The organism is Neolewinella lacunae, assembly GCF_014349155.1.
In the GTDB taxonomy this organism is placed as follows: Bacteria; Bacteroidota; Bacteroidia; order Chitinophagales; family Saprospiraceae; genus Neolewinella; species Neolewinella lacunae.
Genome location: NZ_JACSIT010000061.1, coordinates 62,211 through 77,282 on the forward strand (window position 1 = coordinate 62,211; position 15,072 = coordinate 77,282).

Sequence of the window (15,072 nt, forward strand, 5' to 3'; positions counted from 1 at the left end):
TGCTATGGATCACCAGTACCACTTCTTCGAACAGCTCCAGATGCGCTTTGCCAGCCGCCAGGCTATGGTGGCCGAGGTAGCCAGCACCCTGGGCCTGAGTAAAGACGCCATTTACCGCCGGCTGCGGGGGACTACCGTGCTGAGCACCAACGAGCTCGTTCAGCTCTCCCACCACTACGGCGTACGCCTTTCCAACCCCGGCGATGCCCACTACTTCGCCTTCAACCACGCCGAGACCGTCATCCGCAGCCCGGGCGACTACCTGGCGCAGCTGACGGATCGCCTTGCCAAGATCCAGCGCCTCAGTGGACTGTTCATCTACCTGGCCAACCCGGGGCTGCCCTTCTTCCACGAAATGGTGTATCCCCGCCTTTTTGCGTTCAAACTCTTCATCTACGGCAGCACCTGCTGGAATTTTCCCGGCTGGCGCGACCGCAAGTTCAGCGTAGACCTTATCGACCGCAAAGTCCTGGAACAAGCCCGCGCCATCGGAGAATATTCCTACACCGTCCCCGGCCGGGAACTCTGGACAATGGGCATGCTTCGCGCTACCCTCGACCAGATTGAGTACATGCACATTACCGGGCGCTTCGCCGCCGAAGCCGAAGCCGAAGCCCTCCTCGACGAGCTCGAAAGCCTCGTCCGCCACCTAGAAAGCATGGCCCGCCACGGACGCAAATTCCTCCCCGGAAGTGCCACTACCGACGGACCCGAGTTCTTCCCCGCCCACAACGAAGTAGCCAATAACGACAACGTGATCCTGATCGATTCCGATCAAATCTCCAGCCTCTTCGTCACCTTCATCACCCCCAACTTCCTCCAAACCGAAGAATCCATCTTCTGCGACCTCACCCGCGAATGGTTCAAGGGCATCGATAGCATGTCCTCCTCGCTCGGCGCCGAGGCAGGTAAGTACCGCGCCTGGTACTTCAACCGCTTCTACGCCCAACTGCGCACCACCCGCCAACGCCTCTTTTTTGGCGATGAAAATGGTATGTAATTAAATCGTAATGTATTAATTGCACATCTTAATTCCGGGGCTAAATGCTATGGGCTAATTTTGCCCCCAGCTTCAAAGGAATGGACAATTTGTCGCAGGATCCGGTCTAAAACGAAAAGAATCCGGCAACCCAGCGGTCTGCTAGTGGCCAATCAGCCGTTCCCTGCGAGCATAAAAAGACCCATTAGAGTCCGGATCTACACCACGAAAATTGCCTTGGTGCAGCGTGTCTCCCCCCGCGTTCGTTCCCAGGCACCCGCATTACCCCTGTGAACATCCTGCCCCGTCGGTAAGAATGGCAACATTCGCCGTCGGGGCATTTTTGTACCCCTTACCTTTTGACTCCCGTGGTATCCGCGCGCATTTCGGGCAGCTCATAGCTGATGTCAAAATCATCCAGCACCGTATCCAGGATCCAGTCGTCGCCAACGGTGTACTTGTGCTTCAGTCGGTGGCCGTAAAACCCGGCCAGCGTCGCCCAGTAGCGCGCCGTCAGGCCGCCCCGCAGTTCTTTGATGAGGTCGTAAATCGGCACGTCCAGCTCCCGCTCAATCATGGAAATGAGCACTTTACCCTGGGTTTTGGACATCTTCTTGAGCGGCTCTTCAAACTTTTCTTCCAGCTCTTTTTGCAGGCGCTTGTTGTACTTTTTGCGCTCACTGTTGCTCATGTTTTGCGTCATGTATTGCGTTTCCCGAAAAATCCGGATCGCGTCTACCGCGTAAGGGTAGGCCCGCTGGGCGTAGATGCGGTAGCGGCGGTATTGCTTGTAGTCTTCTTCCGTTTCAAACACCTCGGGGGAGCTGATGGAGACGTCGCCCAGCTGGGCAATGATCAGGGTATCCCCACAGGCATCCACCACGTAGGGGTAATATTTGCCATCGATCTTGGTGTAACCATTTTTATTTTGTGGCACGGCCTGTTGGGCGCTGACGCAGGTGCCAAGGAAAAGAACGAGGAGCAAGGGAAGCGAAATACGCATAGTAGGGAAACTGAACTGTGCCATGAAGATAAGGGCTGCTTGGGACTTGATTGGTACCCGTCCGTTGGGGACTACTGTTCTGGCCAAAAGCCCCAAAAGAGTATGCTGAGCGTAGGAAGACAGTTTATAAATGCTTTTGGCGGGCCGATGGGTGTAAAAAGGGATGTTAAAGTTCAGCGGGTGGCGGTTGGCAGACACGCTCCTCCGGCCCGGCCTCAGTACACTACGATGCCGCGCTCTTCCAGTTCCGTTACAAACGCCTGGGCCTTGTTGAGCATCTCTTTGATGGCCCCCACACTTTTGAGGTTGACGGAGGCTCCCCGGGTAAAGCCCTTCTGCCGGGCCACGTCGTAAACGCAGAGGCGGTAATCCGCTTTACCCAGCAAGGTTTCGTTGCGGAGGTCAACCAGCAGCAGGTATTTGGCCCGCTTGGTTTTGAGCCGCGCGTCGGTGAATGCGCCGCGCAGCTGCAGGCGTTCCCGGTCTTCGTGGTCGTGGAAAGCGTCGGTGAGTACCTCCGTGCCAACGTTGGCCTTGAGTTCTTTATCGAGATAGGAGGCAAAAGCCTGGGCCTGGGTGCTGTTGTAGGAGGTGGTCGAGGCTTTGCCCTGGTAGTAGGCCACGGCGATGTCCACTTGCGGCCCGTCCGTCATGAGGGGTTTGATGAGTTGCCGTATCCGCGTGTCCCGCACGAGCCCGGGGTCAAGTTGCACCCGATCGAGTAGCTCCGGGTTGATGAGCACGCCGCCGGGGCGTACGGGGGTGGTTCCCGTCCCGGGGCTGGGGTCAGGCTCTTGGGTGCGGCCGGGCTCCTTGGCGGGGTCGGCAGGGGGAAGCGTGGCGTCTTTCGGTTCTTCCTGGACGGGTGTTTCCTGGGCGGTGGTGCTTGCCTGGGTAGGCTTTTCGTTGCGGGGCAGGACGGCCCAGGCCAGGAGCGCCAGCAGCAGTACCCCGGCGGCGAGGTAGGGCCAGCGTGGCCGACGGGCCTTGCGGTCCCCCCTTTGGGGCTCGGAGGGGCGTATTTGCCCGGCATCCCGAACGCTTTTGGAACCATCGCCCGAGGGCGTTTTCTCGTGCCGGAACGCGGGAGACTCGGCGCGGCGCAGCAGGGTGAGCATGTCCTGAACCAACTGGCTTTCCTCGATGGCAATGAGCCGATCCTCGGCCAGGTTGCCGATCATTTTATCCTGCAAACTCCGCCAACGCCGCTGCAAAATGATCAGCTGCGAAGCCAGATCATTCTCCGGGTGAGTGCTCAGCTCAATGCCCTCCATGGCTACCAGGGCTTCTTCGAGGCGGTTATCGCGGATGAGGTCACGAATGTTGTCGTACATGGGTTGAAGGTACGGAATTGGCGCAATTGCTCTACATAACTTTAGCTAGGCTAGTGCTGTGGCGGCTGTAGTGTCGTGGCTGTAGTGTCGCGGCTTTAGCCCGACCCCAAACCTTCGGGCTTTAGCCCGACCTAAACCGTCACCCTCAAATTCAATTCCTTCAACTGCGCATCGTCAATAGCCGCCGGCGCATCAATCATCATATCCCGCCCCTGGTTATTCTTAGGGAAGGCGATAAAATCGCGGATGGAAGACTGCCCGTTCATCACCGCACAAAGCCGGTCAAAACCGAAAGCAATGCCCGCGTGCGGCGGCGCACCGTACTCGAAGGCTCCCATCAAAAAGCCAAACTGTTCTTCGGCCTGTTCCTTCGTAAAGCCGAGCAGCTTAAAATTGCGCTCCTGCAAAGTCCGGTCGTAAATCCGCACCGAGCCGCCGCCGATTTCTGCACCGTTGATGACCAGGTCATACGCATCGGCTTTGAGGGATTTCATCGTCTCGTGGTCGCCCGTCAGCATCCGCTCCACCTCTTCGCGTTTGGGGCTGGTGAAGGGGTGGTGCATGGCGTGAAAGCGCTGGCTGTCTTCGTCCCATTCCAGCAGCGGGAAGTCTACTACCCACAGCGGCGCAAAAGTATTCTCCGGGATCATGCCCAGCTCGGCGGCTACGTGGAGGCGCAGCGAACCGAGTTGTTTGCGGCTTTTTTCGTCTTCGCCCGAAATCACCAGCAGTAAGTCGCCCGCTTTGGCGCCACAGGCTTCCGCCCAGGCGGCCAGCGCAGCGTGGTCGAAGAATTTATCGACGCTGGATTTGAAGGTGCCGTCGGCGTTGCACTTTACGTACACCAGTCCCTTGGCCCCGATTTGGGGGCGCTTGACCCAGTCGGTCAGGCCGTCGAGTTGCTTGCGGGTGAGCTCAGACTGGCCGGGGACGCAGATGCCCACCACCAATTCCGCCGCATCAAATACGGGGAAGCCTTTGCCCTGGGCAACGGCGTTGAGGTCCACCAATTCCATCCCAAAACGGAGGTCGGGCTTATCGGAGCCGTAGCGCCGCATGGCGTCGTCGTAGAACATCCGGGGGAACTTGCCCAAGTCCACGCCCTTCATCACCTGGAAGAGGTGGCGGGTGAGGCCCTCGAAAGTGTCCAGCACTTCGTCTTGGGTGACGAAGGCCATCTCGCAGTCGATCTGGGTAAACTCAGGCTGCCGGTCGGCGCGCAGGTCTTCGTCGCGGAAGCACTTCACGATTTGAAAGTAACGGTCGTAGCCCGCCACCATGAGCAGCTGCTTGAAGGTCTGGGGGCTCTGCGGCAAGGCGTAAAACTGTCCCTCGTTGAGACGGCTGGGCACTACGAAGTCGCGCGCACCCTCGGGGGTGGATTTGATCAGGAAAGGCGTTTCCACCTCGACAAACTGCTGGCCGCCGAGGTAGGCGCGCACCGCCAGCGCGAGGCGCGAGCGGAAGATGATGTTTTGCTGCAAGGGCGGGCGGCGCAAATCCAGAAAGCGGTACTGCATCCGCAATTCGTCTCCCCCGTCGCTGTCCTCTTCAATGGTGAAGGGAGGCACCTTGGAACTGTTCAGGATGGTCAGTTCGTGGGCAATGATTTCGATGTCGCCAGTGGCCCGGTTGGGGTTTTTGTTGCTGCGTTCGCGGACGCGGCCTTTTACCTGGATGACCCACTCGCGGCCCAGCTTGCGCGCCCGCTCGGAAAGGGCCGCATTGTCGTCGCCGTCAAAAACCACCTGCGTGATGCCGTAGCGGTCGCGGAGATCAACGAAAGTGAGGCCACCGAAGTCGCGGCCAATTTGAACCCATCCGCTGAGGGTTACATCTTTTCCGGCGTCGGTGAGGCGGAGTTCACCGCAGTTGTGGGTGCGAAACATGGCAAGCTGATTTGGGCGGCAAAGGTATGCTGCTGCCGGGGATTTTTCGTTGGCATTCCCACCCGGATGCCTTTGTTTCACCGACTCAGTTGACCTGCAGCATTTCCAGTTCCAGCCCGAAGTCATTGCGGTACTGCCGGAAGAACAGGCTGGCGTCGGCTCCGCTGGTGAGGATTTCGCCGACGTAGACGAGGTAGCCCTGCCCGCCCACTTCGAGGCAACTGAGGAGCGCGGCGGTGGCTTCCAGTCCGTAGCGCCCGTTGAGGTAGCGGGCGCGCTCGCTGGCGGTCTCAAAATCGGGGTAGCGGCCTTCTTCCAGGACGTAGTAAGTGCTCGTCAGGCGGTACAGGGCCAGGCAGTTGTAGCTCGTGGTGCTTTCGCCGTCGGCAGCAATACGAAAAAGCTCGACGGCCCGGGGAATATCGGCTTCGGAGACCAGGTCATCGGTGACGCGGATGTCGGCCTCAGGGGGTGGCCCCGTGCCGCTGCGACGGTGGTCGTATTCCCCCGGCAACAGCGCATCAGAAGCCCCGGAAGCGGCGGGGCTGGCGGCTGTTTCGAGGGGAGTGAGGTCTGGCGCCGCCGCAACCTGGTTTTCGGTAGCAATGGGTTCCCAGCGGGAATGCAGGTAGCAGAGGTAGGCAAAAAGTAGCAGCAGCGTGGGCAGCGCAGCCACCACCCAGCCCGGAAGTTCGTAGTAGCCGGGCCGCTTTTTGATCTCCTCGGGGTAGAGGCCGCGGATGGCGTGGCGGATTTCCCAGTGCAGGTGTTGCCACAGGCGACGGGGGCGGCGGTACCAGGCCGGGCGGCCTTTCGTGGCGGGCAGCAGCGGAGCGGTATAGTCGAAATTTGGGGCGGTCGACGGCAGGTAATTGCCGACGGAAAGGGGGTCGGTAACGCCATCCGTCGGCACGGGCGGGGCCAATTGGGGCGCGGCCGCAGGTGCCGTGGATCGCTTGAAAGGCAATGCTTTGCGGAGGTTGGCCACCAGCGGAGGCGCCTGGATGGCCGCCACCCAGAGCGGCAACTGCGAGCGGCTGCCCCCAAACTGATCGATGTGGCTCGGCTCGATCAGCCAACGGACTTTATTGTCCTCCCGCACCTCCAGCAAGCCAAAACCAAACCGGATACACTGCCGCTGCAATTCTTCGAAGTAGACGTGCGTCGTGTCGGTCGCAAAAATCTCCCGGTCAAAAGCCACCCACTGCGCATCGGCGTGGAAGCGCATGAACTGGGCAATGGCGTAAATGTAACGGTAGTACCGCAGGCTGCGCAGGCTCGCGGCAGCGGTCACGAAAATCAGCACAAAGGTCAGCGCCAGGAACAGGTAGACGTCGGGGCGGCCAAACATTTCCCACAACGACTTCCCCAGCACCTGCGTCAGCGCCATTCCGGCCACGAACACGGCCAGGGTGATGAGCAAGGCGTGGACCAAAATGCGAAAGCGATTGATCCAGAAAAGGATCTCGTTGGCTTTGTTCAGGCTGGTGGCTTCCACCGTAGCCGTAAACCAGCTGAGGTCCGGCTTCTGGTAAGCCAGGCGCGCATCAATCGTAACGCCCGCGTAGTAATGAACCCTGGAAACGACCCGCGTGCCACTCGTGCCCGAGCGGGGGCGCAGTTTGTAGTGCTGGCGCAAAAAATTGATGGCCAGGCCACGGATCTGTTGTTCGGAATACGCCAACGGCAGAACGAGATGGGGACGCTAAGGTAGTTCAGTAGTTTAGTAGTTCATAGTTCAGTAGTTCCTAGTCCACTAGATCAGACATACCTGGATACCGAGTATCTACAACTGAACTATGAACTATGAACCTCCCCAACGCACCTTTCCTGCCGCGCCTTACCTTAGCGCCATGACCCTGAACTGCAACGGCCGCCTGCTCTCCCTCACCCGCCCCCTCGTGATGGGTATTCTCAACCTTACGCCCGATAGTTTCTACGCGGGCAGCCGCATCGCCTCGGTGCAGCAGGCGGTGGATAGGGCCGGAGAAATGCTGGCCGCCGGGGCGACCTTCATCGACGTTGGTGGCATGAGCAGTCGCCCCGGTGCCGAACTGATCAGCGCCGCCGAAGAAATGGACCGGATCCTGCCCAGCATCGCGGCCATCGCAGCAGCCCACCCCGCCAGTTTCGTCAGTGTCGATACCATCTACGCCGCCACCGCCCGCGCGGCCGTCAGCGCCGGTGCGGCCCTGGTCAACGACATCAGCGCGGGCAATCTCGACCCCGACCTCTTCCCCACCCTGCCCGGCCTGCGCGTTCCCTACGTCCTGATGCACATGCCCGGCCAGCCAACGGATATGCAGCAGCGGACCGATCAGTACGGCTCCGACGTAGTAACCAGTGTTTGGGATTTTCTGGCCCGGAAACTCGGTCAACTCCGCGCCGCAGGTGTTCACGATGTGATCGTTGACCCCGGCTGGGGCTTTGGCAAAACGGCAGAACAGAACTACACCCTGTTGCGCAACCTGGCGCTGTTCCGCCAACTGGGCGCCCCTCTGCTGCTCGGCATCAGCCGCAAATCTTCCATCTGGCGGCCACTGGGCATCACTGCCGAGACCAGCCTGCCCGCCACTACTGCCTTGCACCTCTACGCCCTGCAACAGGGGGCCAACATCCTGCGGGTACACGATGTAGCGGAGGCGGTACAATCCGTACATTTACACGAATTACTGGCCGCAGCACCCCACATTTGAAGGAGCCGCCGACCACAAACCATCACGTCATGGCCGATTACCAATCCGCCCCCCTGCCCCCCAACCGCCCCCAGGGCCTCAACCGCACCCAGGTGGTGATCATTTTGCTCATCATGGCCATCCTGGGCACCCTGATTTTCAAGTACTACCGCGGCACGCCGGGCAGCTTCCTGGCCAAACCCGCCGAGTACGAACTCCGCTACCTCCCCGCCGATTTTAAAGCCAACATCGACGCGGAAACCGCCCTGGCCATCCTGCAAAATCCCCGGCGCTACCGCCGGGAGTTCGATCAGGTCGTTTACGACATCAACACCGATATCCTTACCCACGTCTCCAACCGCATGGGGCTCAACGACAGCCTGCAGACTGAAGTCATTCGCGAGTACGATCGCCAGCATCCGCAGTTTGCTGAGTTGTATTACAATGACTTCATGCGCAAGCGCGACACCACCGCAGCGATCTACGAAACCTGGTACGACGAAGGCGGCCGCAAACTCACCGAAATCTTCGAAGAGGTCGCTTCCAACTACACCTGCTTCATGGTCAATAAGGTCATCGCCGCCGTCATCCCCACCCGCAATGGCAACATCATTGCCCGGGGTGCCGACGTAGAAAACCCCTGCAAAATTGCCACCGGCGAAGCCCTCCGCCCCCTCATGGCCCGCCTGGCCGAACGCGCCGCCATCGATGACTTCAGCAAAAGCAAGGGCCTGTTCCAGGAAAAAGTGGAAAACGTCATCGGCGAACTGGCCACCATGGAGGTCCGTGATAAAAAAGGCATCAGCAAACAACTCCAGACTTCGATCTGGGGCATGAACGTCTCCGAAACGGACGTTGAAATCACGGCCATCTCCATCCTCAAAGTTGGCTTCCGGCTCACCGATTACTTCACCGTTGATCTCGACGAGGGGACCAAGACCGTGCGCATCACCCTCCCCGAGCCGACCATCCTCAGCCACGAAGTCCTCCCCAAAATTGAAAAACTCGACATCGGCTGGATGCGCGAACTCGAGGGCGTCAACATCAACGAGGGCGTCAACAGCCTCCGCGAAGCCTTCCGCTCCGACGCCCTGGCCAGCAATATCATGAGCCGCGCCAAAACCCAGGCCAGCGAACTGATGAATACCATGTTCCAACCCATCGTGGCGGGCATCGGCCCCGGCTACAAAATCGTGGTCGATTACCAGGTCCCCATCGAACGCACGACGCAGGGGGAACTCCAGTAAACTCCGGTGTTTTGCTCAGGCCTACTGCCTAGAGGTTGTCCTCCAAATACCGTGCGTAATCCTCCGGCGTATCGATGTCTTCGGGCGGGCGGGCGAAGGTAATCCCCAGCACCTCCGGCCCGGCTGCAGCGATGAGGCTTTGCGCGCCCTCTGCACCGTTTAAGGCCAACAACTGCTCTGCGTAGCGGGCGGGGAAAACAGCGGGCACCCCGGCCCGCTGGGGGTACTGGGTGGCAATAATCCGGTCCGGGTTATCGGCAAAGGCGGCAGCGTGGCGGCCGAGGGCGGCAGCGTCCATCCCCGGCTGGTCGGCCAGCATCACCAAAAATCCCCGGGGGCCGTAGCCCAGCGCCGCCCGGATGCCAACGGCGATGCTGCTGCCCATGCCCGTCGCAGCGGCGGCGTTGAAGGCAAACTCCAGGCCCGGCCAGTCGGCCAGGTGCTCCCGGATCTCCCGGTCGGCGGGTCCGGTGACGATTACGACCGGGCTCCCCAGAGCCGTGGCCGCCCGCAGCGCCCGGCGCAGGAGGGTTTCCGCCCCCACGGGAAGAAAGAATTTGGCCTGCCCCATCCGCTGCGACGCACCCGCCGCCAAAATGATCGGGATGAGCAAAGGCCCTTCCATCGTTAGCGCAGGATGACGATCTCGATCAGTTCCGTCTCGGGCGTGATCGTCTGTTGGTCGATTTCGTAAGACCAGTTTCCGGCGTCAATGCGGTAGGCCATCCCGTCTTTTTGGGCGCTGGTGTAGCCCTCGATTTCGGAGCCGTGAAATTCCAGGGGGCCGAGGACTTCAACGAGCCGCGCGTGGGTCATCCCCACGTGCACGCCCGCGGAGGTGCGTACTTTGGGCGAGGTCAGGTAAATATCCCCCACCTTACTTTCGTCGTTGGGGTCGGGCATTACGTAGCCGAGTTCTTCGCCGGCAGCACCGTCGATGTAGAAGACGTCAAAATCGCCCTCGCCGGTTTGCAGCAGGCCCGCGCGGAGGGTGGCGGTATAATTGGCCAGCGGCTCACCGGGCTTGATGCCCAGAAAAGCGCCGTTGGCAATGGCGTAAGAACCTTCCTGATCGGTATCCACCGCATTGCCGCCGGCAGGGGTCATTCCGGTAGAATCCGCAGTGGAAACAACCGTATCTTCATTAGGGCGCGCGCCGCAGGTGCAGAGGAAAGGGATAAGGAGCAAGGCAAGGAAGCAGTGGGAAAAACGCATGGCTGGTGTGGGAATGAGGAAGGCGGTGCCCGGCTTTAGGACCGCTAAATCGTTGTGCTTGTTGCCCCCTCCAGTTGCCTTGGAGACAGCAAAAGGGACCGTCGTTCAGACAACGGCCCCTTCCCAATGGAATGTGTACCCCGTAAGGGACTCGAACCCCTGACCTGAGAATTAGAAGTTCCCTGCTCTATCCAGCTGAGCTAACGAGGCAATTACCACTTCAATGCCGAAGCCCGGCCCGAAGTTGCCACAAAGCTAAGCCCCCCGGCGGATTGTTCCTAAGGCTGCCCCACTTTTCCCACCCTCTGCGTGAATAGTTGCGGCCACCCGTGCATGGTCCTGAAGACCACTCACTCCAACAAAACCGGACTTTCGTCCAACGTAATCCGGCCCCAGCCTGTTAAGAAAATACGGGCCGCGGCAAAAGCCAACTGCCTCCAAAAACCCCGTCAACTGTCCAACAAAGGTGATTTTTCCGGATATGCTGCGCAAAAAGCGATATTACGTACTCTTCTTTTTCCTGCTCTTCGTGGCCTACGCTACGTACCGGATCAAGCCGTTGCTGGACCTCCAGTTTACGGACCAGGAGCTGACGGCCGCCTTCGCCAGCGGGCAGTACGGAGAGGTCCAGCTCGGCTACCTGGAAGGCAGCAGCCGCAAGCTCCGTTACCTCCAGCTGGGCGACGATCCCGGCAAGCCCCTCCTGGTCTTCCTCCACGGGTCACCCGCCAGCAGCGCCTTCTGGATTTCGTTGCTGCGCGACAGCAGTCTCCGCGCCCGTGCCAACCTGCTGGCCATCGACCGGCCGGGCTACGGAGGCAGCGGCTTGGGCCTACCGATGATTTCCGTGGCCGAGCAGGCCGAAAACGTCGCTTCCGTCATCCAGGCCCGCCGACAAGGCCCCACGCAGGCCGTCGTCCTCCACGGCAGCAGCTACGGCGGCACCGTCAGCGCCCGCATCGCCATGGATTATCCCGGCCTCATTGACGGCCTCCTGCTGCAATCCGCCAGCCTGGCCCCCGCCGAAGAGTACACCTACTGGATCACCGAACCCACCAGCCACTGGTCGTTGGAATGGCTCATGCCCGCCGCCCTGCGTACTGCCAACTCCGAAAAACTCAGCCACCAGGACCAATTGGAAACAATGGCCCAACACTGGGAAAACATCAGCGCCAACACCGTCATTTTGCACGGTACCGACGACTGGCTGATCTACCCCCCCAACGCCTATTTTGCCTGTGATCAACTGACGGGCGCCAGCACCCTCGTCCACCACATGGTCGATGGCGGCCAGCACGACCTGATCTGGCGCAGCCCCCGCCTCATCCGTCACTACCTCCACGAACTACTGGATCACGCTGCCCCCAGTGGCCCGGCCGAACGGTAGATCACAAATTTTTGGTTCTCCGCTACCGTCAGCACCTCCCCGAAGCGCCGCTCCAGGTGGGTGGCGTAATTGAGGTGGCGGTTGGCCACTACGACGAAGTGTCCGTCCGCCGCGAGTTTTTGGGTGGCTGCGGTGAATAAGTCCAGGCTGGCATCAATGCTGTTGCGGTGACCGTCGTGAAAAGGCGGGTTGGTGACGATGAGGCCAAAGTGCTGCGCGGGCCAGTGCGTCAGGTCGGGCTGCCAGCGGAGATCAGCGGCGGGCCCCAGGTTGCGGCGGGCCGAAGCGATGGCCAGGGAGGAAACGTCCGTGCCCGCCACTTCTGCCGCCGGGTAATGCCGCTGCCGCAATTGATCGACGATGACGCCGTTGCCGCACCCGATATCGAGTAAGCGCACCGGTGCAGGCAGCCCGCAGAGCAGCGGGTGAGTAGCCCAGGTATCCAGCAGAAACTGGGTAGCGTAATCAATGTGGTGGGCGGAGAACACCCCCCGGTATTGTTCGTAATCGCGGTCTTGGTAACGGATGGTGTGCAGGCGATCGGGCGCGGGGTCGGGCAGGCGCAGTTGGCTGAGCAGCAACAGGCGGGCTTTTTTGTAGGCGCGGCTTTGTTCGACCTTGCCGGCGTAGGCCGCAGCCACTGCGAGCAGGCGGGGCGTGAAGTGGCGGGTCTGGAAGCCCACGGCCAGGTGGGTTGCCGGGCTGGCCGCTGCCGCAACGTAATGCAGGTACTCCGCGAAGAGGTCCAACGACTTGGGCAGGTGCAGCAGGGCCAGCGCGGGTGGCGGTGGTGGGGTGAAAAGATCGAAGGAGCGGGGCAGCAGGCCATCCTCCCCAAAGTTGCTCCGAAACGCAAAGGCCAGGCGCTGGTGATGCACGGCATTGTCGGAAGCCATCGTCCGTTCCCGACCTTCCAGGCAGGTGGTCAGGACGCCAAAGTGGTCGTGCAGGGCAAGCGCGGGGCCGGGGGGCTGCTGCCGGGCCCAGTCGAGCAGCAGCACCTCGGCGGGCTTGAGCAGGGGGGCACTGGCGGTCCCCCCCAGGGCAAGCAAGGGCAGCCGGTAAGGACGGCCGGCGTAGTGGACGGTGGTGAGCTGGGGGTCAATCACTGCTGCGAAGGTAGTGGCACGGCAGTCAAAACATCGCTCCTTCATCCTAACTCCCCCCTTCGGGGGGTCGGGGGGGAGCACCTGCGGCCGCGCCCAAAAAAATAGCCCCAGACTCTCGGCGGAAGAGCGGGGCTAAGTCCAGGAGCCGAAGCCCAGGGACAATCGGTCCACACCGGATGGCGTGGCCGAAAAAGGTAAATGCCGGGAAGCCCGGCATTTGGTGGAGGCGGGGAGATTTGAACTCCCGTCCAGCGAAAGCGTCAAGCAGCTTTCTACACGCTTAGTGACCAGTCAGGATTTTCGAGCGCGGGGAGAGATTGGTCACCCTCTCATGTCCGAACCTTAGATCTTTAATCTTACCCTCGACTCAGATCAGGGTCGACGGCCAGTCCCAAAGGGGGGAGCGCGGCGTGATGTGTATGGGACCTCAACCACACGGCGCGTGAAACCAGGAGACTAATCTAGGATTAGGCAGCCATGGCGTAGCTGGGAGTGCCAACTAAAGTGTAATCGTTATTTTTTACGGAGTAACCAATCATGCTCCGGCGTGCTTACTACAAAACTCACTTCCCTGTCGATTCCGGTACGCCCCCGTTAGGGCTCCGCGGTGGGTAAACTTGCGGACCATCAAGGGAGGAAACGCCCGGCGGTAGCGGATGGTTGCCCGGTGGGCGGCGCGGGAGGTGTTTTTTTTTGTTCCACCGGCTCGGGGGGGGCAGCCCCCGGCCCGCGTCCGCAAAAAGGCGCGGCCATCGCGGGCGGAAGCATACCTTTGCCCCATGGCAAGTACTTCCTACGAAACCGTCATTGGCCTGGAGGCCCACGTTCAGCTGGCCACCCAAAGCAAGGCTTTTTGTGCAGACCGCAACGTATTCGGCGCGGAGCCCAACCGGAACATCAGCGCAATCAGCCTCGGATACCCCGGCACGCTGCCGATGCTCAACGAGGTGCAGGTCCGCTTCGCCGTCAAGCTCGGCCTGGCCCTGGGCTGCCGCATCAACCCGCGCAGTACCTTCGACCGGAAAAATTATTTTTACGCCGACCTGCCGAAGGGCTACCAAATTACCCAGGATGAAAACCCCATCTGCCTGGGCGGTGGTTTGCCCCTCCGCCTGCTGGGGACGGCTGAAGAAAAACGCACCGTGCGCCTCCACCACATCCACATGGAGGAAGATGCGGGCAAGAGCATTCACGCGGCCGACGATCCCTTCACCCGCGTTGACCTCAACCGGGCGGGCACGCCGCTACTGGAAATTGTCACCGAGCCCGACCTGCGCTCCGCCGAAGAAGTGGATGCCTTCATGAACGGGATGCGCCGCCTGGTACGGTGGTTGGGAGTAAGCGACGGCAATATGCAGGAAGGCAGTTTGCGCTGCGACGTCAACATCTCCGTCCGTCCCAGCGGCCAGGAAGCCTACGGAACCCGCTGCGAAATCAAAAACATGAACTCCATGAAATTTGCCCGCCAGGCCGTGGCCTACGAAGTGGAGCGGCAGATCGGGCTGCTGGAAAACGGCGAAATGGTGCAACAGCAAACCCGGCAATACCACCCCGAAGACGGGACGACCAGTGCGCTGCGCGACAAAGAAGACGCCCACGATTACCGCTACTTCCCCGACCCCGATCTTCCTCCGGTGGTAATCTCCGAACAATTCATTGAAGAGGTGCGGGCTGAAATCGACGTCCTGCCCTGGGAAGCCTTCGAGGAACTCGTCAGCCATTACGGCCTGGAACCCGCCGATGCCGACCTGCTGAGCGAAGACCGCGAGACCTACCTCAGCTTCGTGCGCTGCGCTGCCCATAGCCCCTCGGTGCCCGACCTGGCCAAACTCTGGCTCAATCGCCTGGGGCCCTGGCTGGCCGAGCGCGGCATCCCGCCCACCCAGTTGCCCCTGACCCCCGAACAGCTGGCCGCTTTTCAAAACCTCATTCTGGAAGGCAACGTCGCCGCAGCAGCAGCCACGAGCAAACTCCTGCCCTCCCTGCTGGCCGCCCCGGAAGACCCCCTGCAGCGGGCTACCGACCTGGGACTGCTGCAAAATACGGACACCGATTTCCTGGGGAGGCTGGTCGATGAAGTCCTGGCTGAATTCCCCGATAAAGCTGCCGCCTACCGCAAGGGCAAAACCGGCCTCATCGGCTTTTTCATGGGCGAAGTGATGAAACGAAGCCAAGGCAGCGCCGGCCCCCAGGAGACGAAGGCCCTGCTGGAAGCCCGACTGGGGGCTTAGGCG

At 60.8% G+C, this 15,072-nt stretch carries 12 protein-coding genes, 1 tRNA gene and 1 other RNA gene; 5 read left to right on the forward strand and 9 right to left on the reverse strand.

Annotation, left to right across the window (positions count from 1 at the left end; genetic code table 11):
* Positions 1-4: 4 nt before the first annotated feature.
* Positions 5-1,000, forward strand: coding sequence for a hypothetical protein (locus H9S92_RS03750; RefSeq protein WP_187465380.1), 996 nt, complete (start codon positions 5-7; stop codon positions 998-1,000).
* Positions 1,001-1,331: 331 nt separating this feature from the next.
* Here the strand turns inward: H9S92_RS03750 and H9S92_RS03755 are convergent, their stop codons facing one another.
* From H9S92_RS03755 to H9S92_RS03770, 4 genes are all read right to left on the reverse strand, one after another.
* Positions 1,332-1,982, reverse strand: coding sequence for a DUF4294 domain-containing protein (locus H9S92_RS03755; protein ID WP_187465381.1), 651 nt, complete (start codon positions 1,980-1,982; stop codon positions 1,332-1,334).
* 215 nt (positions 1,983-2,197) lie between these two features.
* Positions 2,198-3,316, reverse strand: coding sequence for a hypothetical protein (locus H9S92_RS03760; protein WP_187465382.1), 1,119 nt, complete (start codon positions 3,314-3,316; stop codon positions 2,198-2,200).
* 131 nt (positions 3,317-3,447) lie between these two features.
* Entirely contained in the window at positions 3,448-5,205 is a 1,758-nt protein-coding gene (gene aspS / locus H9S92_RS03765; RefSeq protein WP_187465383.1) for an aspartate--tRNA ligase, read from the reverse strand.
* 85 nt (positions 5,206-5,290) lie between these two features.
* A complete protein-coding gene (locus H9S92_RS03770; RefSeq protein ID WP_187465384.1) occupies positions 5,291-6,889 on the reverse strand; it encodes a hypothetical protein in 1,599 nt (532 codons plus the stop codon).
* Between the two features lie 115 nt (positions 6,890-7,004).
* On the opposite strand from H9S92_RS03770, the gene folP reads away from it, so the two are divergent.
* Both folP and H9S92_RS03780 read left to right on the forward strand, forming a co-directional pair.
* Complete coding sequence (gene folP, locus H9S92_RS03775) at positions 7,005-7,901, forward strand: dihydropteroate synthase (protein ID WP_246463626.1); 897 nt, start codon at positions 7,005-7,007, stop codon at positions 7,899-7,901.
* A 29-nt stretch (positions 7,902-7,930) separates the two neighbouring features.
* Entirely contained in the window at positions 7,931-9,127 is a 1,197-nt protein-coding gene (locus tag H9S92_RS03780; protein ID WP_187465385.1) for a DUF4230 domain-containing protein, read from the forward strand.
* A gap of 28 nt (positions 9,128-9,155) precedes the next feature.
* On the opposite strand, the gene H9S92_RS03785 is transcribed toward H9S92_RS03780, so the two are convergent.
* The 3 genes from H9S92_RS03785 to H9S92_RS03795 all read right to left on the reverse strand — a co-directional run bounded on the left by H9S92_RS03785 (position 9,156) and on the right by H9S92_RS03795 (position 10,552).
* Positions 9,156-9,752, reverse strand: coding sequence for a nucleotidyltransferase family protein (locus H9S92_RS03785; protein WP_222935964.1), 597 nt, complete (start codon positions 9,750-9,752; stop codon positions 9,156-9,158).
* 2 nt (positions 9,753-9,754) lie between these two features.
* Positions 9,755-10,342 carry a hypothetical protein gene (locus H9S92_RS03790; protein WP_187465387.1) on the reverse strand — a complete coding sequence of 196 codons (588 nt, stop codon included), beginning with the start codon at positions 10,340-10,342 and terminating at the stop codon, positions 9,755-9,757.
* A gap of 136 nt (positions 10,343-10,478) precedes the next feature.
* Positions 10,479-10,552 (reverse strand) — tRNA-Arg (locus H9S92_RS03795).
* A 271-nt stretch (positions 10,553-10,823) separates the two neighbouring features.
* On the opposite strand from H9S92_RS03795, the gene H9S92_RS03800 reads away from it, so the two are divergent.
* Positions 10,824-11,729, forward strand: a complete 906-nt coding sequence (locus tag H9S92_RS03800) for an alpha/beta fold hydrolase (RefSeq protein WP_187465388.1) — start codon at positions 10,824-10,826, stop codon at positions 11,727-11,729.
* On the opposite strand, the gene H9S92_RS03805 is transcribed toward H9S92_RS03800, so the two are convergent.
* Together H9S92_RS03805 and ssrA are read right to left on the reverse strand one after the other, a co-directional pair.
* On the reverse strand, positions 11,696-12,883 hold the full coding sequence (locus tag H9S92_RS03805) for a class I SAM-dependent methyltransferase (RefSeq protein ID WP_222935965.1): 1,188 nt from the start codon (positions 12,881-12,883) through the stop codon (positions 11,696-11,698). The two genes, H9S92_RS03800 and H9S92_RS03805, sit on opposite strands and share 34 nt — an antisense overlap.
* 173 nt (positions 12,884-13,056) lie before the next feature.
* Positions 13,057-13,431, reverse strand: a transfer-messenger RNA (tmRNA) gene (gene ssrA, locus H9S92_RS03810).
* A 186-nt stretch (positions 13,432-13,617) separates the two neighbouring features.
* Here ssrA and gatB point away from each other — a divergent pair.
* Entirely contained in the window at positions 13,618-15,069 is a 1,452-nt protein-coding gene (gatB, locus tag H9S92_RS03815; RefSeq protein ID WP_187465390.1) for an Asp-tRNA(Asn)/Glu-tRNA(Gln) amidotransferase subunit GatB, read from the forward strand.
* Positions 15,070-15,072: the final 3 nt, after the last annotated feature.

Bases quoted from the DNA above. Each gene is read 5' to 3' on its own strand.
- H9S92_RS03750 (WP_187465380.1), top strand. From the start codon at position 5: ATGGATCACCAGTACCACTTCTTCGAACAGCTCCAGATGCGCTTTGCC.
- H9S92_RS03755 (WP_187465381.1), bottom strand. From the start codon at position 1,982: ATGCGTATTTCGCTTCCCTTGCTCCTCGTTCTTTTCCTTGGCACCTGC.
- H9S92_RS03760 (WP_187465382.1), bottom strand. From the start codon at position 3,316: ATGTACGACAACATTCGTGACCTCATCCGCGATAACCGCCTCGAAGAA.
- aspS (WP_187465383.1), bottom strand. From the start codon at position 5,205: ATGTTTCGCACCCACAACTGCGGTGAACTCCGCCTCACCGACGCCGGA.
- folP (WP_246463626.1), top strand. From the start codon at position 7,005: ATGAACTATGAACCTCCCCAACGCACCTTTCCTGCCGCGCCTTACCTT.
- H9S92_RS03780 (WP_187465385.1), top strand. From the start codon at position 7,931: ATGGCCGATTACCAATCCGCCCCCCTGCCCCCCAACCGCCCCCAGGGC.
- H9S92_RS03785 (WP_222935964.1), bottom strand. From the start codon at position 9,752: ATGGAAGGGCCTTTGCTCATCCCGATCATTTTGGCGGCGGGTGCGTCG.
- H9S92_RS03790 (WP_187465387.1), bottom strand. From the start codon at position 10,342: ATGCGTTTTTCCCACTGCTTCCTTGCCTTGCTCCTTATCCCTTTCCTC.
- H9S92_RS03800 (WP_187465388.1), top strand. From the start codon at position 10,824: ATGCTGCGCAAAAAGCGATATTACGTACTCTTCTTTTTCCTGCTCTTC.
- H9S92_RS03805 (WP_222935965.1), bottom strand. From the start codon at position 12,883: ATGAAGGAGCGATGTTTTGACTGCCGTGCCACTACCTTCGCAGCAGTG.
- gatB (WP_187465390.1), top strand. From the start codon at position 13,618: ATGGCAAGTACTTCCTACGAAACCGTCATTGGCCTGGAGGCCCACGTT.